Below are 17,189 nucleotides of genomic sequence, written 5' to 3'. Positions count from 1 at the left end.
CTGTTCCTTGGCCGTTTCCCGACCGTCCGAAACAGGAAAAACCGGGCCGGCACCTCGTGCTTGTCGTCCCTGTCCTATAGAGGTCCTAAAAACAGCCCGACTCGAGCCCATCGCGGCGCCTCGGTCGGCCACCCAGCCACGCTTCAGCAACAAAAACTCCCCTTAGCAGTGGTGGCTAAAGCGCAGATCCCGGCTACCAGGAGTTTCCTTGCGGCTAAGCCGCAGAATCCGGCTAACGGGTGTTTCCCTACGCCGAAATCGCCCGCACCGCCTACCCCAAACAGAAAACCCCGGCAGTTCTAGGAACTGCCGGGGTGTCCGGCGGTGAGTGTGGGATTTGAACCCACGGAGCCCGTGAGGACTCAACGGTTTTCAAGACCGTCACATTCGGCCGCTCTGTCAACTCACCTGATGCGCACAGCGCCACACCATTGTGCCACACGAAGGTGAAACGCTCGCGAGGTGCCGCCCCTCGCCAACTGTTAACCGCCAGCCGCCGCTTGCCAAGCTTCAGCTCCAACAACCAACAGTCACGCGCCGCTGACAACCCTACTGGCTGACGCGAGTCCAGTAGGCCTTCTGCAGGTCCTCGTCCAGCGGCTTGCCGTCGGTCAGCGCCCACTTGCTGGGCCGCTCAGCGCTGCCGGTCTTCGAATCGACGAACACAACATCGCCGTGTTCCTCAACGTGGCGCACCAGGAGCAGGGGCAGTTCGGTCATGTCGACGGGATCTGCGGTCTGCTGCTCTGTCGGCTCCTCACTGGGGTCTGCGGATTCCGAGGCGCCGGGAGTCTGTTCGGCTCCCGCACCTTCCGATTCGTCACCATCCGGCTGCCCGGCTGCCTCGCTGGCCCCCTCGTCAGCCGCTTCCTCTGCCGCTTCCGAGGCACTACTCGCTTCCTCGGTCCCCTCGGCTTCGCTGCTCGGTTCAGCTTCCGGTGCTGGTGTTCGCTTGTCGGCATTGAACAGCGCAGCTCCCGCACCCTTCGGAGCCCCAGCGGAGGCGGTTGGAATTTCGAGGTCTTCCACGGCTTCCATCAGCCGACTGCTGGGCTCGATATCTGCCAACTTCTTCCAGTCGTCGAGCGGTTTGAGCCCCGAGTGGGTGTAGCTGCTTGCCGTGGGTGCGCCCGTGGTGAAGTCCAGTTGGACCATCTGGTCGTCCTGGGTGAGCACGACCGCGCGGGTTTCGTTCCCGGCGAACTCAACGCTGAAGACTTCTTTCACTTCGTAGTATTCGAGCGCTGTGACCAGCTGAGCCCCGGAGTGTTCAGATATTGCTTCGACTGCCGGCATGGTGTTCAGCAGCTTTTCGGCTTCGTCTGTCTGGGCGATTTTCGGCTCGGCCCCATCAGCACTGGGCACACCGAGGATGCGCTCAGCATCAAGGCTCCACACGACGGTTCCCGAGCCTTCACCGAACCCTTCGCCGGAGGTCGCCACTCGCAGCGTGGCCGACGGGCCGGCATCGCGGCCGTTGAAATGTCCGTAGTCCTGTTCAATCGACAGCGCGCGGATTCGGTCTGCCTGGTCGATGACGTTCAGGGTTTTATCTGCCGCGGCTGCAAAAGCGTCAGCGCTGAGGTCGGCGGCAGGGACACGCGCGGCATCGGCCGGGGCACTGCCTCCCGGCTTCTTTTCAGGTTCGCCGGTTTCGCTGAACATCAGGGTGGTGAGTTTGCCGTCTTCTTCAAAGACCTGCGCGGTGGCATGTTTTTTGGTGATGATCAGCTGGTAGACGTCCGCGCCTTCATCCTGCAGGGCTTTGACGACCCGTGCTGTCTGTTCGGGTTTGAGGAAATCAGCTTCGGTCTGCTGTTCCTGGGATGGTGCGGCGTCGTCTTCACACGCGCGAATGCCGACGGCGGCTATGAGCAGTGCCGCGGCGACTGCGATGATCGTAAGGATCGGCTTGCGCGATCCCCTGTGGGTCGGTTCAGCACTTTCCATGCGGGGACTATCGCTTGTGTCGTGGGTTTCCGGCACCGGTGTCTGCTTCCTTGGCTGCGTGCGCTGAGTCATGCGGGAGCAAACCCGCTGGCCCCGAGTCTATCGAAGCGCCTCTGAGCCTTTCCGCCCAAGCACGGCCTTTAGGTCACACCCGCGTGAGGACCGCGCGGCACTGTCAGTTGTTGCGCGCTGATTTCGGCTGTGCGGGCGGCTGTTCCTCTTCTTTGGTTTCGTCGCCGTAGTCGCCGTCTTCTTCGTGGAGCGTGTAGTCGCCGATGACCAGCCCACCCAGGCCTCCGCCCGCGAGTGCGGGCTGGGGTTCGGCTTCTGCAGAATCTGACGAGGTGCCGCTCGGCTTATCCGTCTTCTGTTCCGAGGGGCTGTCGGCCAGTACATCGGCCTGCGCGTCCGATTTGCTGTCAGGCTCGCTGGGCTCGGGCTGAGCCTGCGGCTCAGCCTTGTCGGCAGCTTTTTCCTCAGCCTTCTCCTGGGCTTTTGTGGCCTTCTTGGACTTCTTGGGCTTCTTCTTCGGTTCGTCCGGCTGTGGGATCTGCAGTTCGGCCCGCTGTGCAAAGTCTTCAGCGCTGACCTTGTCACCGGGAACTGCCCAGGCCGATGCCTGTGCAGCGTCGCCCTCAGATCCGGGGTCCGCAACATCCGCGCGGCCAGCGACATCTGCGGCAGGCTGCGTCTTCTTCACGGGAGCGGCAGTGCCGTCTAGACCGAAAGCCCTTCCGCCTTCGTGCTTCTTGGCAGCCTTCTTGCCGACCTTCTTGCCAACCGGGGCCTGTGCTTCTTCCGAAGCCTGTTTTTCTTCCGGAGCCTCAGCGCGCGGGGTCTTTGTGACCTTCGTCGGTTCAATCGGACCGCTGCGGTGTGCTGCCGTACCGCGCGGAGTGGCCTTCGGCGGACGTCCGCGCAGCGCCAGAGTCAGTGCGGCAAGCGGCACGGTGAGCCATGCCGGTCGGTTGCGCAGCTCCGTGACCACTTCGACCAGCAGACGGTCGATGAGCACTGCCCGCAGAATCGGGTCGTCCAGGGTGACAGCACCTTCCACAGCGCGGGAGTACCCGGTCAGAAGCGAGTTCTGCGCCCGGTTCGACCATTCGAACTCAGGCGAGTCCGTGACTTCGCGCAGCTGGTCGGGAGACAGACCAGAGGTGAGCGGCGCCTCGTCAGCTTCGAGAGCTCCCGTGCGCTTGAGCCGCGCATACCCGGCCGCGTAGTCCAGGGAGCGCAGCAGCGCAACCAGATCAAAAGCGGGAGGTTTGGGTTCGGCGGTCTGTCCGTCGCCGCCCTCTGCGAAGTTGCGCACCCGGGGGCCAGCGGTGGGAGCCATGATGACATTGCCCAGGGTGAGGTCACCGTGAATACGCTGCAGACCGCCCACGGAATCGAGGCCGGCAAGCCATTCGCGGTGCCGTTTGAGGTCGCCGCGCAGCGGTTCGAGCGTCAGCGGTGAACGTTCAAACGCCCAGTCAATGCGCTCCTGCCACTTCTTGATCCACGCGCTTGTGGCATCAGCGGATTCCACAATGCCGAAGATGCCGGCGAGGTCGCCGTGCAGTTCGCCGATGCGCGAACCGATCGCCCCTGCGGTGTCGACAAAGCTGGCGGTCGAACCGGAATCGACTTCGAGTGCGGACCGGACCGCTTGCGCCCACGCGGTGTCAGCTTCAGCTTCGCCGCTGGTCAGCATGAGGGTGGGAAGTTCACAGGTCTCCAGGCCGTAGCCGTCAAACCAGCGACCGGACATCCAGCCGGCAACGTGCGGAACAGCGGCAGAATCGGCCTTTGTGAGCGCCACCGGCATGTGCAGCGCGGCGGCAGTGGCCGCGTTGAGCACGCGGAAGACCGTGAGCACTGAACGGCTCAGGCCGCGGTCAATGACGACGTTCGTGACGTTAGCGCGGTCCGAAACCGTGACCTGGGCTGAGCTGAGAGCCTCCGCGACAGCGACCGATGAGCTCAGATCGTCGACATCAACAGCCTGGGGGCTCACGCGGTGTGCGTTGACCTGGTTGCCGGGGAAGCTGCGGCCGGCGGCAATCGCCCCGACCATCGTGAGGACATAGGCGGGGTCCGCCGCGGCGTCGTACGCCCAGACCCGGCCCAGCGTCAGATCGTCAATGCGGCCGATGAGGTGCGAGCGCAGGCTGAGCTCTTCTTCGGTTCTGTACGTCAGAGGGATGTTGAGGCGGAACACCTGCTCCGCACCACCCGGTGTGGTGCTGCCGACGGCGATGACCGATTCATAGCCGTACACCTGACCGCCGCTGGGCAGGTCCAGGTGGAACACCTCGACCGAAGACATCGGGGTGACATCCGGGGAGGATGCGAGCACGCGGCCGAGAACCCCCTGCTGCCTCGGAAACCACGACTGCCGGGGCAGCCATTCCGAAAGCAGGTGCTCAAGCTCGCTGCTGATCGCCACTGTATGTTCTCCTCACCAGGATGGACTGACCCTCCCACTGTATCGGCCAACCCCCATATTTCAGTGATATGACGCGGGAAGTTGCCGTCCCGTCAGCTAAAGGTCGAGAATGAAAACGTGTTAATAGACGGCAAGAAACCCCAGGTGCCCCCAACAGCTGCTGAAATCCGTGAGGCCGCCTCGCGAATTCAGCCGAAAGTGGTTTCGACGCCCCTGCACATTTCCGAGCGGCTGTCGGCCGCGACGGGAGCCACCGTCTACCTCAAGCGCGAAGACCTGCAGGCTGTCCGCTCCTACAAGGTGCGCGGCGCATTCAACTTCATGCTTCAGCTGACCCCAGAAGAACGGGCCCGCGGTGTTGTCGCCGCATCGGCTGGCAACCACGCGCAGGGCTTCGCCCAGGCGTGCAACGATCTGGGCATTGACGGGCGGATCATCGTTCCGCGCACCACCCCGCAGCAGAAGATCCAGCGCATCCGCCATTTCGGCGGCGAGCGCGTGACCGTCCAGATTGAAGGCTCCACCTACGACGACTCTTCGGCACTGGCCAAGCGCTACGCCGAACGGACCGGCGCTCTCATGGTGTCGGCGTTCGACCACCCGCGCACAATTGCCGGGCAGGGCACGATCGGCGTCGAGATCCGCGATCAGCTGGGCTACGACCCCGATTACATCGTCGTGCCGATCGGCGGCGGCGGAGTTCTGGCAGGCATTGCCGAATACGCACGCGAAGCCATGCCCAACACCAAGGTCATCGGCATGGAGCCGGCGGGCGCTGCTTCCATGATCGCCGCATGTTCCGCCGGAAAGCCGGTCGAACTTCCCGAAATCGACTCCTTTGCTGACGGTGCCGCGGTGCGCCGCGCCGGTGATGTCACGTACCAGATGATCTCCGGCATGGACCTTGAGCTGCACCCGGTTCCGGAGGGCCGGATCGCGAAGGAAATGCTCGATTTGTACCAGGTGGACGGCATCATCGCCGAGCCCGCCGGTGCCATCGCCTCGGCCTCTGTCGGTCCGGAAGGGTCTTTCGCCCCGCTCGAAGTTCCCGCGGGTTCGTCTGTCGTGTGTGTTCTCACCGGCGGCAACAACGATATTTCCCGCTACTCGGAAATCCTTGAGCGCTCGCTCGTGTGGGAGGGGCTCAAGCACTACTTCATTGTGAACTTCCCGCAGGAGCCGGGGGCTCTTCGCCGGTTCCTCGACGAGGTGCTGGGCCCGGATGACGATGTCGCCCTGTTTGAGTACATGAAGCGCTCCGGGCGCGAAACCGGTCCCGCTTTTGTCGGCATCACGCTGGGCAATGCGGCTGATCTGCCCGGTCTGCTGCAGCGGATGGACGAATCGCCTCTCGAAATCGAAAAGGTCGGCGAGGACTCGCCTCTGTTCCACATGTTCGTCTGAGTTCGGCGAAGCCCCGGTCTGGTCTGCGGCCGGGCCGGGGCTTGCTGTGTTTCCGGTTTGCTGGCCGCCCCACGCGGACGAGGTGCCGGGCACTGTTCCGCCGAGGTGCCGGACTCGGCACCTCCGGGGTGCCGGACTCAAGCTTGTGTCAGTGCCGACAGATAGGCTTGCCACATGGCTGAAGTGACGACGATGCGCGCGGTGACAATCCCAGAGCCCGGTGGGCGCGATGCCCTGCGGGTAGAGGCCGTCGACGTTCCGGAATGTCCGCCCGGGCACGCTCTTGTGCGAGTGGCCGCGGCCGGGGTCAATCGGGCCGACATCGTGCAGCGCGAAGGAAACTACCGTCCTCCCGCGGGTGCCACGCAGATCCCCGGCCTGGAAGTCGCCGGCACCGTTGTCTCCGTCAACCAGGCAGAAAGTGCTGAGCCCGCGGCTGCCGGTGCCGCGGCAGATGGCGCGGCACACAGCGCGGCGGGAGTGCAGGCAGGCGATCGCGTGGCGGCTCTGCTCACCGGCGGAGGCTACGCCGAATACGTACCCGTTCCCGTCGGCCAGCTGATGCCCATCCCCACTGTCACTGACCCGCACAGCGGTGCCGAGCGTCCCATGACGTTCGCTGAAGCAGCAGCGCTGCCGGAAGTCATGGCCACCGTGTACTCCAACCTGTTCACCACAGCGCGCCTGCAGCCTGGCGAATGGGTGCTTATCCACGGCGGTGGTTCCGGTATTGGCACCGCGGCCATCCAAATGGCCAAAGCCCACGGAGCAAAAACAGCCGTCACGGTCGGCAGCCAGCGCAAAGCCGAGTTCTGCCGCGAACTGGGCGCAGATGCCGTCATCAACTACCGCGAAGAAGACTTCGTTGACCGCATCAAGCAGATTACGGGGGATGCCCAGCAGCCCGACTCCCCCAATTTCTTCGGACTCCCGCGGGATGCGGACCGCAGGCCTGGCGCTGACGTCATCCTCGACATCATGGGTGCGGCCTACCTCGAAAAGAACACGGAAGCACTCACGCGCGACGGCCGGCTGGTGGTCATCAGCCTGCAGGGCGGTGCGAAGGCCGAACTCAACTTAGGCCGGCTCATGGTGCGCAGGCAGACGGTCATCGCCACGACCCTGCGCGCCCGTTCGGAAGAACAGAAAGCGGCCGTCGTTGCGGGCCTTCTGCAGGACTTCTGGCCGCACGTGGCAAGCGGCCGCATCGCCCCGGTGGTGTACCGGGAACTTCCCATTGACGACGTCGCCGAAGCCCACCGTCTGTTGGAAGACGGCGAAGCCATCGGCAAGGTAATCCTCAAGGTAGGTGCACATGACTGACGCGAACAGCACAGCTGAAACCCCCATCGAATCCGAAGAAGAACAGCAGCCGACTGCTGATGCAGATACGGATTCCATCACTGAAAGCGGCGGAGAAAACAGCGCGGAAGGTGATGAGGAAAGCCCGGATGTCACCGACCCGTCCCGGGTTCTGCGCATCGGCAACACGCTGAACCGGCTGTTGGAAGACCTGCGCGGCACTGACGATCTCGATGCCGCCGGCCGCAAGAGGCTCAGCCGCATCCACAAGGGCGTACGCGAAGACCTCGCAGAGGTTCTCAGCGACGAACTGCTCGAAGAATACGATCGCGGGGCTGCCGCTCTACCGGTTACACCGTCGCGCGGCGAACTGCTCATCACCATTTCGCACGCTTCGGGGTGGATTGACGGTCTGGTGCAGAGCATCCAAACCGCCATCATGGCCCGCCAGGCCATGAGCGGCGAGGGGCAGCAGCCCGCACCCGCGGCTCAGGCTGTCAGGAAGCCCGGACACACACCGGCGGGGCCGGGCAACTACCTGTAATAGGACAGCAGTGGGACTGTTTTCTTGGCTGCGGTCACGCCCGTCAGACGGTGGCGACCAGCGAGACGATTCACTGGATGCCCGCCTGGGAACAGGCCTGTGGCGTCAGCACCGCGACCGTTTCGGCCGCGCGGTCGACAGGCTGTACGCAACCGCCGTGCAGGCCCAGAAGGAATCCCCCGGCGTCCCGGCGGTCACGGCGGTGGTCGAACTGACCCACCGACTGTCTGAACTCGACCAGCGTGCCGCCCACATTGCCGAATACGCCCACAGCAGGTGGCCGCTGGAAGGGCTTGTTTTTCCAGCCGACGTCCGCCAGCAGGGGGGTGACCTTCCCGAACTGCTCAGCCGCGCAGCAGGGAAAGTATCCGAAGCAGCGCAGGCGGCGGCTCATGTACGCGTCGCTGTACGGCAAGCAGATAACGCTGGCCAGAGTGGGCCACAAGCACCAGATCCCGCAGCCGGACCAGCGGATGCCGCTGCCGCATCGGCTGCTCGGTTCGTCGATGACGCCGAAGCTCTGATCGCCGAAGCCCAGACACGCACAGGGGTACGGGGCACCGCGGGAAGGGAAACACCATGAGCATGCACCTGCCAGACGAACGCGCTTTGGCCGGTATCCGTCTGATCGCCACGGATGTCGACGGCACTCTGCTGGAAACCGGTACGCCCATCACCACCCGCGTCCTTGAGGCCATCGATGCGGTTCGCGAAACAGGCGCACACGTTGTTCCCGTCACCGGCAGACCCCTGCGCTGGATGGACCCGGTAGCGGCGCAGCTGCCGCAGCTTCAGTGGGCCATCTGCGCCAACGGATCTGCTGTACTCGACATGCAGAGTGGACAGCTGGCGGCTGCCTACGGCATTGATCCCGGCCAGTTGGTTGATTTCCGCGAACGCCTGCACTCTGTTCTTCCGCAGGCAGTGCTGGCCTATGAAACTCCGGACGGGTCCTTCACGTCGCCGGGCTTCGTCCATGATTCAGCAACCGAACTGTCCGAATCAGCTGCTGTGCGGGCTCGCCTAGAGGCTCCCGAAATCGCCTATGGCGAAGAAAGCACGCTCGGCAAGGTGCTCAAAGTTCTTGTGCGGATTCCCGGTTCCTATGATTCCGAGGCTCTTCTGAACGCTGTCAGCCCGCTGACCAGCGGGGCTTTCCACCCCACGCATTCGAATCCGTCATCGGGTCTGATTGAACTGGCGGCCCCCGGCATCACAAAAGCGCACACTCTCGAAGTCTTTGCCGCTGATCGTGGAATCGGCTCCCCTGAAGTCGCGGCGTTCGGTGACATGCCCAATGACATTGAAATGCTCACGTGGGCCGGTGCGGGCTTTGCAATAGCCGACGGCCACCAGCAGGCACTGCAGGCCGCAGCATTCCGCGCCCCGTCGCTGGCTGACGGCGGCATCGCCCCTGTTCTCGAGGCGATTGCCCGCGCCCGCTCAGCGGAACTCGGCTGAGATTTCGTCCTTCGTCAGGTCGAAGAAGTTCACCAGCTGTTCGGCCAGACCGTCTTCTTCAACCGCGGCGGCGATGATGTCGGCGTAGGCGCCCAGCTTCTCTTTCGACTGGCCCATGACAATCGCGGTGTCGACCCACTGAAGCATTTCGACGTCGTTTGAACCGTCGCCGGCACCGATCGTGTGCTTCTGTTCAACACCGAGGTTCACTCCCACGCGCTGAATGGCGCTGGCTTTGGAAACCCCGTCGGGCTGAATGTCCAACCAGTTCGACCAGCCGACCGAATAGGTGACCCCGTGCAGGCCGATGTTCTGGACCGACTTTTCGAATTCGGCGTTGTCGATCGTCATTTCGCGCATGACGATTCGCGTAGCCGTTTTTGTTTTGAGGTCCTCGAAGCTTGTCACCCGCAGGTCGTTGCCTACTGCAAGGTCGCCGTCGGGGAACTGCCCGGAGGACCAGCGCACCAAGTCAGTGTCTTCGACCATGTAGAGGGCCTCGGGCAGGACCGAGGACATCCGCTCAAGCGCCGGGCCGGGGTCGAAGCATTCGACGTGGTAGACGTCCCATCCCCGGTCGGATTCAGCATCGAGTTCCACAATGACCGCCCCGTTTGAGGCGACCACGTAGCCGTGGGTGAGGCCCAGCCGGTTGGCGACATCGAGCGCCCCGTCGACGGTGCGGCCGGTGGCGATGACCACGTGGTGACCGCGCCTGGCCACCGCACGGATGACTGCTCGGGTGTAATCCGACAGTCGGTTCTCGTAGTCGACTACTGTTCCATCGAGGTCAAGGGCGACGATGTACTCGGTCACGATCTCTCCTGTGAGTCATCCGGCTGTGGTCGTTGTGTCAGTGCCGTGGTCCTTCCGGCCCCCACGCCTTGATGCCGCCCAGGTAGGGCTGCAGTGCGACGGGAACGTTGACCGACCCGTCTGCCTGCTGGTGGTTTTCCAGAATCGCCACGATCCAGCGGGTGTTCGCCACGGTTCCGTTGAGGGTGGCGACCGCTTCGGTCTTGCCGTCTTCACCGCGCGTGCGGATATTGAGGCGGCGGGACTGGAATGTGGTGCAGTTCGAGGTGGAGGTCAGTTCGCGGTAGGTGTTCTGGGTGGGCACCCAGGCTTCCGTGTCGTATTTGCGCGCGGCGGAGTCGCCGAGGTCACCTGCGGCAATGTCGATCACGCGGTAGGGCAGTTCGCAGTACCCGAGCATCTTCTCCTGCAGGTCGAGCATGCGCTGGTGTTCTGCTTCGGCATCTTCCACGTGGGTGAAGGCGAACATTTCGACCTTCTGGAACTGGTGAACTCGGATGATTCCGCGGGTGTCCTTGCCGTAGGAGCCGGCTTCACGTCGGTAGCAGCTGGAAATGCCGCCCATGCGGATGGGACCGTCGGACAGGTCGATGATTTCGTCTTTGTAATAGCCGGCCAGGGCTACTTCCGAGGTGCCGACCAGGTAGAGGTCGTCACGTTCCAGGAAGTAGATTTCGTCAGCGTGCTCGCCCATGAATCCGGTGCCGGACATGATTTCGGGCTTGACGAGCGTGGGCGTGACAACGGGGGTGAAGCCGGCCTCGATGGCGGTGTCCATCGCCAGGTTGAGCAGCGCCATTTCAAGGCGTGCACCGAAGCCGGTCAGATAGTGGAAGCGGGATCCGGACACCTTGGCACCGCGGCCGGTGTCGATTGCGGACAGCCCTTCGCCGATCTCCAGGTGATCTTTCGGTTCGAAGCCTTCGGCGGCGAAATCACGAGGCGTTCCTTCACGGCGGATCTCGACGGAGTCTTCTTCCCCGCCGGAGGGCACACCGTCGATGATGAGGTTCGGAACCTTCTGCACCGCGGCGGTGAAGGCCTGCTCGGCTTCCGAAGCGTCGGCTTCGAGCGACTTGACGCGTTCGGCCAGCTGTTTGGCTTCGGCTACGAGCGCCTGCTTGGCTTCGGGGTCCTTTTCCTGCGAAACCTTCTTCCCGAAGGCCTTCTGCTGGGCGCGAGCCTCTTCGAAAGCGGTCAGACTCTGCCGGCGGGCAGAATCGGCGGACAGGACGTCGTCAATCAGTTCGACGCTGCCGCCGCGGGCCCGCTGCGAGGCCTTGAATACGTCCGGGTTGTTCCTCAGCTGCACAAGATCAATCACGCCCCTAAGCTTAGCCGGCCCTGTCGAACGTGCAGGTGACGGGAGTGAGAACGTCCCGATCCGCACGAACCTCACAGCCTGCGCCGCTAGACTCGCATCATGTACTTCAGCACGCAGACCGTTCTGACCATCCTGCTGATACTCGTCGTAGCTCTTGTTGCCTACGCGATCGGTCACAGCGTCGGAGCACTGCGCACACGCCGAAGCATTGACAGTCAAAGTTCCTCGGAACTCGCCAAGGTGACGAGCGAGCGCGAGTCCAGCGGCACCTCGTCAGACAAACAGCCCAGGTTTGCCGTGGTCTACAACCCCACAAAGCCAGAGGCCCAGGAGATCATCGCCGCAGCCCAGACCGAGGCACGCAATTCGCGGTGGGCTCAGCCGCTCATCATTCCCTCGGACGAAGAGGACGGCGGGGTCGCGGCTGCCCAGAAGGCTGTCGATGAGGGGGTTGACCTCATCATCGCCGCCGGCGGGGACGGCACCGTGCGCGCTGTTGCGCACGTTATTGCCGACACCGATGTGGCGCTGGGCTTGGTGCCGATCGGCACAGGGAACCTGCTGGCCAGGAACACCGGCCTGTTCTTTGAAAACCCGGAGTGGTCGATCAAGATCGCAATGTACGGACACGACAGGCACATTGACGTCATCCGCACGCGCACCAGCCCGCAGGCCGAACCTGATACATCCGTTGTCATGACCGGCATGGGCTATGACGCAGCGGTCATGGAGACAGTGTCGCCGGAACTCAAAGAGCGGATCGGCTGGTTGGCCTATGTTGAGGCCGGCAGCCGCCAGCTGACTGGAAACCGCACCAAAGTCAAGATGAAGTTCGACGACAAACCGGTGCAGTCGTACTCCATCCGCTCGGTGCTGGGCGCCAATGCCGGTCGCGTGCAGGCGGGCCTTGAGCTGCTGCCCGGGTCGCGACCGGATGACGGGCTGATCAATGTTCTGGTGACCACACCGAAGAACATTGCACAGTGGGCGAGTGTTCTGCTGGCAGTGGTTGGCCGTCGAAAGCGGGGGATTGCCACCGAGATCGTCACTTGTTCATCTGTGACCATCGAAGCTGAAGAAGAGCTCGCTTTGCAGCTCGACGGTGACTTTGCGGGCATGAGCGACTACTTCGAGATGAGGGTAGTTCACGCGGCTTTGACGCTGCGCACGCCCACACCGAATCAGCGTCGCCAAATGCGCTCAGCACAGTGGAACCTGCCGGGGTAGTCGCAGGTTGACCGGGCTGACCGGTTCAGGAAGTGCGCGGATCAGGGCATACGAAGAGTCAGAAGCGAAGCTGCGACCATGCTGAGGTTGTCGAGCTCTTCGTCCGAAAAGACCTTGCCGAAGATTTCTTGGATCTGGAATTCGTGCAGCTCGTTTGCCGCAGTCATCTCTTCGGTCCCCTCAGCGGTGATCCGCACGTACTGTGACCGAGCGTCACCAGTCTGCGTTTCCCGCGTGACGAAGCCGCACTGCACAAGCTTGTTGACCCGGTAGGTCATGCGGGGCGGCGAAAAGCCGACAGCACCGGCAAGGTCCGACATCCGCATCTGCTGATCCGGGGCGTCGTGGAGCGCAACCAGAATATAGAGGTCAACCAGATCTACTCGCGTGTTCTGCTTGAGGCTGGCGTCGCAGCCCTCAACCACCCTCGACTTGAACAGGTGCCACAGCCTCCATGCCTGCATGGGCTTGCTGCCGGAGAACATGTTGCGCCACTTGTCAACAGCGCGGATATCCCCGATACGCGATGCGATGTCATAGGGCGTGGGGCCGCCCTGACCGGCTTCCGTGTCAGCCGTATGGTCCTCCTGCACGACCATCCTCTCCGCGTCTACGCGATGTTTCATCGACCTGCCGAATTTCGCTGGTCGAATAAGCCCGAATTCTACACTGCAACCTTAAGTCAAGGTAAATTCAACTTCTTGTTCCCTTGCCATCGAGACAGGCAATAATCATTTGAAGTATCCCATACCCACGACGTCTGCACCTGCCCCGAGCAAGTGCACAACGGTATGGTCGTGAATATGGCTGACAACACCCCGAGCACGACAGACGATCTCCAGCTGAGGATGCTCGCCGAAGGGTTCTACCTGCAGGCACTGGATCAGGTGACACACACCGGAATGGGCGGCCCGTCACGACTGCCCGGATGGACCCGCAAGCATGTCGCGATGCACGTCATCGCCAATGCGGATGCATTTATGCGCTTAATCGAATGGGCACGCACTGGGAATGAGAACCCCATGTACCCGTCGCGGGCAGCACGGGACGCCGAAATCGAACAGCTGGTGGCATCAACTCCCGATGGGGATGTCAGCACAATGGCCCACGAAGCTTCCGAGGAACTCACACAAGCACTCAACACGATGAACGACGACGCCTGGTCGGTGCTCGTACGCACGGGGCAGGGCGAAGAAACCGCAGCATCGTTTATTCCGTGGGCGCGCGCACGAGAATGCTTTGTCCACGCGCTGGACCTCAACATCGGATACACGGCACTCGACTTCCCAACAGCCGCCGCCGACCGTATTTTTGCTGAACTCCTTGGCTACTGGAAGAAGACAGAGACCCGCGCGAACTTCCTCTTCCACGTGACCGACCGGGAAGACCTCACCGAGTGGCGCATCGACATTCCCGGAACCGAGAAGAACGAAACTGACTACAGTCAGCCGGTTGAAGTAACCGGCGAATTCAATGAGCTGCTGCAGTACGCGATCGGCCGCGGATGGCCGGCATCAGGCAGGCAGGACGATGCGAAGGGCGGCGCCGGTGCGGCCACGCCGGAAGATCTGCCCACTCCCCCACCCTGGGTGTGACCGAGCAGCGCAGCGCAGACCGCCTTTTGCCTCATTTAAATAACAATTACTCAGATTTTCCGGGATTCCGGACATTCTGAAAATGAACTCTGCGTAAACACACCGCCCTCACCAGGCACTTTTTCGGCTTTCGAAGTTACTTTTACGTACTCCCTCAGAGTGCTTGCGGGCGCAATTCAGCGATCTTTAGGCTCATGTGGACCTTTTGATCGGCACCTGTTGCCGTGAGCACCGTATGACTCGAAGGATCGCAGTGAAGAAGAACATCCTCGCTCCAGCCGTGGCTCTGTCGCTTGGACTGACCGGCTCGCTCGGAGCAATTGCAGCACCCGCATTCGCAGACGAAACCGCGAAGGACACACCGACATCCAAGCCCCAGCAGGAAGAGCAGCCCACTGACGACGGCTCCGCACCTCCCGCACCCGGCGAAGACAATGAGAATGAATCCGAAGTCGGCGGAGACGACGGCGCTGGCGACAGCGAAACCGGCGGCAACGACGGCGCTGGCGAATCGGACCCTGGCACCGGTGAAGAAAGCGGTGGCGAGGAAAGCACCGAAGAAGATGCCAGCGAAACCGATGAAGGCGAAGACAACGCCCCGGACGTCGGCTCGGCCGAAATCAGCACTGACAAGATCACCCTAAGCGAATTTCGCGAAAAAGGCATCGACGTCCGGTACAAGGACGGCGAGCCCGGCCACACGGTCGACTTTTGGCTGCGCAGGAGCGGCAGCCAGGCCGTCAGCTACTCCAAGCAAGTAGAAGTCAAAGAGAGCCGCGAGGCCGGAGCCACCCTCAAGCCGAAAGTTGATGACGAACACCCCGAACGCTCCCTCGGCGAATACGAAGTCGACGTGTTCCTGGCCTTCGAGACCCATACCGTTAAAGTTGACACCCTCAAGTTCTCGGTCGTTGCCGATGAAGACGACAGCGACGACGAAGCTCCGGCTAAGGACCCGGCTCTGAACCTGTCGGACAAGAAGGTCACCGCCGCTGACTTCGTCAACAAGAAGAAGGGCGTCGTTGCGACCGTCTCCGGCCTCGAGCCCGGCACCAAGGTGAAGTTCACCGTCACCGGTGTTTCCGGCAACGCCAAGAACGTGAAGGCGTACGAAACCACCGCAACTGCCGATAAGGACGGCAACGCCGTCTTCTCCGCAGCCGGTGTCGACAAGTCCAACCCGTCGGCATACCTCGGCAAGTACAAGGTGACCGCTGAATTCGACGACCAGAAGCTCGAAGACTCCTTCGAAGTCGTCTCCGGCAAGAGCAGCGACGCGGGCGAATCCAGCGACGACCAGACCGGAAGCGATGAACAGGCCGGCAGCGGCGGCGGATCCGTCTCCGGTGGTGCCTCGGACAACGTGAGCGGATCGACCACGTCCGGTTCGTCCGACTACCTGCCGCGCACCGGTCAGGGCCTCGGGGGCCTGGCAGCAGGTGTCGCACTGCTCACCGTCGGCGGCGCAACCGTTCTGCTCACCCGCCGCACCCGCAAGGCCTGAGCAGAACACAGTCCAGAACTGACGCTCTGAACTGACACTAGAAGGGGCGGCCCACACAGGGCCGCCCCTCCTTGTTGCTTGAAAGCCGCGCCGCTCAGGGCCTTACTGCAAAACGGCCGGCGGAGCCGCTACCGGGTACGACGCGACGAAGTGCCCGGCATCAGAACACCGGCAATGCGCCTGGCCGGACGCGCCCTGCGGCCTGCCCCCTGCGAATCCTCAAACAAGGACACAACATCACCAGATGACGCCGCTGCGAAAATCCTGCCGGCAGTCTCCAGCCGCCTGCGCATCGCGTCCATTTCGGCGCGCATAGCTTCCTGTTCGCGGCGCATAGCCTCGATTTCTTCGCGCATCCGCAGGATCCGCTTAATGCCCTCGAGGTTGATGCCGTCATCCTGGCTCAACCGCTGCACCAGCTGAAGCTTCTCAATGTCGTCAGCCGAATAGCGGCGACCGCGCCCAGCAGACCGCTGAGGTGTCACCAGCCCCAGACGGTCATACTGCCGCAGTGTCTGCGGATGCATGCCGGCCAGTTCAGCGGCAACAGAAATCATGTAGACAGGACGGTCTGCGGGAATCATCACGCTTCACCTGCCCTCCTCTGCAGCCCTTCACGCGGATCTTCGCCCGCGGTAGCAGCGGCAAAGTCCTCTACGGCCTTCTTCGCGTCGGCATTCAGGTTGCGCGGCACCGTCACTTCGACGGTCACCAGCAGGTCGCCCTTGCCGGACTTCGCATCAATGCCCCGCCCACGCAGACGCAGTGTGCGACCCGACGGCGTGCCCGCAGGAATCTTCATGGTGACCGGCTGCCCGCCCAAAGTGGGTACCGAAACCTGAGTTCCAAGAGCCGCCTCCGGGAACGTCACCGGCAGCGTCATGCGCAGATTGTTGCCATCACGCGTGAAAACGCTGTGCGGTGCAACCTCGACCGTGAGAATCACATCGCCAGCCTGACCGCCGTTGGGGCTGGGCTTGCCCTTGCCGCGAACACGTACCTCCTGTCCGTCCTTCACACCTGCGGGAGTGCGGACAGTCAGCGGTTTGCCACCGGGCATCTTGAGCTTCACGGTGGCGCCTTCAACGGCTTCCGTAAAGCTCAGACGAGCCTTCGAGCGGATATCCCCGCCCTTCTGCGGAGCCTGCTGGTAGCCGCCGAAACCGCCACCGCCAAAGCCGCCGCCGAACAGGTCAGAAAGATCCGGACCCCCGCCGGGGTAACCACCGGCATATCCACCGGCACGAGTCCGACCCCCTCCACCGGTGTTGAACAGGCCGGAGAAGATGTCCTCAAAGCCACCGGCACCAGCACCGCCGGCACCCGCCTGGAACCTGGCGCCGCCGCCCATGGCGCGCACCTGGTCATACTGTTTGCGGGTCTCTGGATCGCCGATCACCGAATTGGCAGCCGAGATCTCTTTGAACTTCTCTTCTGCTTCCGCGTTTCCCGGATTGGCGTCCGGGTGGTACTTGCGGGCAAGTTTGCGGTAGGCCTTCTTGATTTCAGCATCGGAGGCATCCTTGGAGACTCCGAGCGTCTTGTAGTAGTCCTTCTCGAACCACTCATTCTGCGGTCCCGAGTTCATCCGGCCCCTCCTTTCAATGCCGAAATGTTCTGTTCTTAGG

15 protein-coding genes and 1 tRNA gene are annotated in these 17,189 nt (G+C 62.8%); 8 read left to right on the top strand and 8 right to left on the bottom strand.

Annotation, left to right across the window (positions count from 1 at the left end; all coding sequences use genetic code 11):
• Positions 1 to 322: 322 nt before the first annotated feature.
• The 3 genes from HMPREF3087_RS08930 to HMPREF3087_RS08920 form a co-directional block, all read right to left on the bottom strand.
• A tRNA-Ser gene (locus tag HMPREF3087_RS08930) sits at positions 323 to 409 on the bottom strand.
• A 140-nt stretch (positions 410 to 549) separates the two neighbouring features.
• Positions 550 to 1,950 carry a hypothetical protein gene (locus HMPREF3087_RS08925; RefSeq protein WP_070428852.1) on the bottom strand — a complete coding sequence of 467 codons (1,401 nt, stop codon included), beginning with the start codon at positions 1,948 to 1,950 and terminating at the stop codon, positions 550 to 552.
• Positions 1,951 to 2,125: 175 nt separating this feature from the next.
• Entirely contained in the window at positions 2,126 to 4,384 is a 2,259-nt protein-coding gene (locus HMPREF3087_RS08920; protein WP_070428851.1) for a maltokinase N-terminal cap-like domain-containing protein, read from the bottom strand.
• A 117-nt stretch (positions 4,385 to 4,501) separates the two neighbouring features.
• On the opposite strand from HMPREF3087_RS08920, the gene ilvA reads away from it, so the two are divergent.
• The 5 genes from ilvA to HMPREF3087_RS08895 all read left to right on the top strand — a co-directional run bounded on the left by ilvA (position 4,502) and on the right by HMPREF3087_RS08895 (position 9,095).
• Entirely contained in the window at positions 4,502 to 5,788 is a 1,287-nt protein-coding gene (gene ilvA, locus HMPREF3087_RS08915; RefSeq protein ID WP_082791104.1) for a threonine ammonia-lyase IlvA, read from the top strand.
• Between the two features lie 174 nt (positions 5,789 to 5,962).
• Positions 5,963 to 7,111 carry an NAD(P)H-quinone oxidoreductase gene (locus HMPREF3087_RS08910; protein ID WP_256173085.1) on the top strand — a complete coding sequence of 383 codons (1,149 nt, stop codon included), beginning with the start codon at positions 5,963 to 5,965 and terminating at the stop codon, positions 7,109 to 7,111.
• A complete protein-coding gene (locus HMPREF3087_RS08905; RefSeq protein WP_070428850.1) occupies positions 7,104 to 7,634 on the top strand; it encodes a proteasome activator in 531 nt (176 codons plus the stop codon). The genes HMPREF3087_RS08910 and HMPREF3087_RS08905 overlap by 8 nt, the downstream gene beginning before the upstream one ends.
• Before the next feature lie 10 nt (positions 7,635 to 7,644).
• Entirely contained in the window at positions 7,645 to 8,217 is a 573-nt protein-coding gene (locus HMPREF3087_RS08900; protein WP_083272122.1) for a hypothetical protein, read from the top strand.
• Positions 8,214 to 9,095 carry an HAD family hydrolase gene (locus HMPREF3087_RS08895; RefSeq protein ID WP_083272121.1) on the top strand — a complete coding sequence of 294 codons (882 nt, stop codon included), beginning with the start codon at positions 8,214 to 8,216 and terminating at the stop codon, positions 9,093 to 9,095. Before HMPREF3087_RS08900 ends, HMPREF3087_RS08895 begins: the two co-directional genes overlap by 4 nt.
• Here the strand turns inward: HMPREF3087_RS08895 and HMPREF3087_RS08890 are convergent.
• Both HMPREF3087_RS08890 and serS read right to left on the bottom strand, forming a co-directional pair.
• The gene (locus tag HMPREF3087_RS08890; RefSeq protein ID WP_070428849.1) at positions 9,078 to 9,911 is read right to left on the bottom strand and encodes an HAD family hydrolase; all 834 of its coding nucleotides are present in this window, start codon (positions 9,909 to 9,911) and stop codon (positions 9,078 to 9,080) included. The two genes, HMPREF3087_RS08895 and HMPREF3087_RS08890, sit on opposite strands and share 18 nt — an antisense overlap.
• Before the next feature lie 37 nt (positions 9,912 to 9,948).
• The gene (gene serS / locus HMPREF3087_RS08885; protein ID WP_070428848.1) at positions 9,949 to 11,235 is read right to left on the bottom strand and encodes a serine--tRNA ligase; all 1,287 of its coding nucleotides are present in this window, start codon (positions 11,233 to 11,235) and stop codon (positions 9,949 to 9,951) included.
• A 99-nt stretch (positions 11,236 to 11,334) separates the two neighbouring features.
• Between serS and HMPREF3087_RS08880 the strand changes: the two genes are divergently transcribed.
• Entirely contained in the window at positions 11,335 to 12,462 is a 1,128-nt protein-coding gene (locus HMPREF3087_RS08880; RefSeq protein ID WP_070428847.1) for a diacylglycerol/lipid kinase family protein, read from the top strand.
• A gap of 41 nt (positions 12,463 to 12,503) precedes the next feature.
• Here the strand turns inward: HMPREF3087_RS08880 and HMPREF3087_RS08875 are convergent, their stop codons facing one another.
• Entirely contained in the window at positions 12,504 to 13,088 is a 585-nt protein-coding gene (locus HMPREF3087_RS08875) for a MarR family winged helix-turn-helix transcriptional regulator (RefSeq protein ID WP_083272120.1), read from the bottom strand.
• A gap of 177 nt (positions 13,089 to 13,265) precedes the next feature.
• Here HMPREF3087_RS08875 and HMPREF3087_RS08870 point away from each other — a divergent pair, with 177 nt between their 5' ends.
• Together HMPREF3087_RS08870 and HMPREF3087_RS08865 are read left to right on the top strand one after the other, a co-directional pair.
• A complete protein-coding gene (locus tag HMPREF3087_RS08870) occupies positions 13,266 to 14,057 on the top strand; it encodes a maleylpyruvate isomerase family mycothiol-dependent enzyme (RefSeq protein ID WP_070428893.1) in 792 nt (263 codons plus the stop codon).
• Positions 14,058 to 14,310: 253 nt separating this feature from the next.
• Positions 14,311 to 15,561: a hypothetical protein gene (locus HMPREF3087_RS08865; protein WP_070428845.1), complete on the top strand. Its 1,251-nt coding sequence runs from the start codon at positions 14,311 to 14,313 to the stop codon at positions 15,559 to 15,561.
• A 128-nt stretch (positions 15,562 to 15,689) separates the two neighbouring features.
• On the opposite strand, the gene HMPREF3087_RS08860 is transcribed toward HMPREF3087_RS08865, so the two are convergent.
• Positions 15,690 to 16,145 carry a heat shock protein transcriptional repressor HspR gene (locus HMPREF3087_RS08860; RefSeq protein ID WP_062023219.1) on the bottom strand — a complete coding sequence of 152 codons (456 nt, stop codon included), beginning with the start codon at positions 16,143 to 16,145 and terminating at the stop codon, positions 15,690 to 15,692.
• Positions 16,145 to 17,149: a DnaJ C-terminal domain-containing protein gene (locus HMPREF3087_RS08855; protein ID WP_070428844.1), complete on the bottom strand. Its 1,005-nt coding sequence runs from the start codon at positions 17,147 to 17,149 to the stop codon at positions 16,145 to 16,147. Before HMPREF3087_RS08855 ends, HMPREF3087_RS08860 begins: the two co-directional genes overlap by 1 nt.
• Between the last annotated feature and the right edge of the window lie 40 nt (positions 17,150 to 17,189).

The sequence above is a fragment of the Brevibacterium sp. HMSC22B09 genome, assembly GCF_001806795.1.
In the GTDB taxonomy this organism is placed as follows: domain Bacteria; phylum Actinomycetota; class Actinomycetes; order Actinomycetales; family Brevibacteriaceae; genus Brevibacterium; species Brevibacterium ravenspurgense.
This window is presented reverse-complemented; position numbering and strand designations above follow the sequence as displayed.

Coding starts and splice junctions, on each gene's coding strand:
- HMPREF3087_RS08875 (WP_083272120.1), bottom strand. CDS start 13,088: ATGAAACATCGCGTAGACGCGGAGAGGATGGTCGTGCAGGAGGACCAT.
- HMPREF3087_RS08870 (WP_070428893.1), top strand. CDS start 13,266: ATGGCTGACAACACCCCGAGCACGACAGACGATCTCCAGCTGAGGATG.
- HMPREF3087_RS08925 (WP_070428852.1), bottom strand. CDS start 1,950: ATGGAAAGTGCTGAACCGACCCACAGGGGATCGCGCAAGCCGATCCTT.
- HMPREF3087_RS08880 (WP_070428847.1), top strand. CDS start 11,335: ATGTACTTCAGCACGCAGACCGTTCTGACCATCCTGCTGATACTCGTC.
- HMPREF3087_RS08855 (WP_070428844.1), bottom strand. CDS start 17,149: ATGAACTCGGGACCGCAGAATGAGTGGTTCGAGAAGGACTACTACAAG.
- HMPREF3087_RS08895 (WP_083272121.1), top strand. CDS start 8,214: ATGAGCATGCACCTGCCAGACGAACGCGCTTTGGCCGGTATCCGTCTG.
- HMPREF3087_RS08910 (WP_256173085.1), top strand. CDS start 5,963: ATGGCTGAAGTGACGACGATGCGCGCGGTGACAATCCCAGAGCCCGGT.
- HMPREF3087_RS08905 (WP_070428850.1), top strand. CDS start 7,104: ATGACTGACGCGAACAGCACAGCTGAAACCCCCATCGAATCCGAAGAA.
- HMPREF3087_RS08860 (WP_062023219.1), bottom strand. CDS start 16,145: ATGATTCCCGCAGACCGTCCTGTCTACATGATTTCTGTTGCCGCTGAA.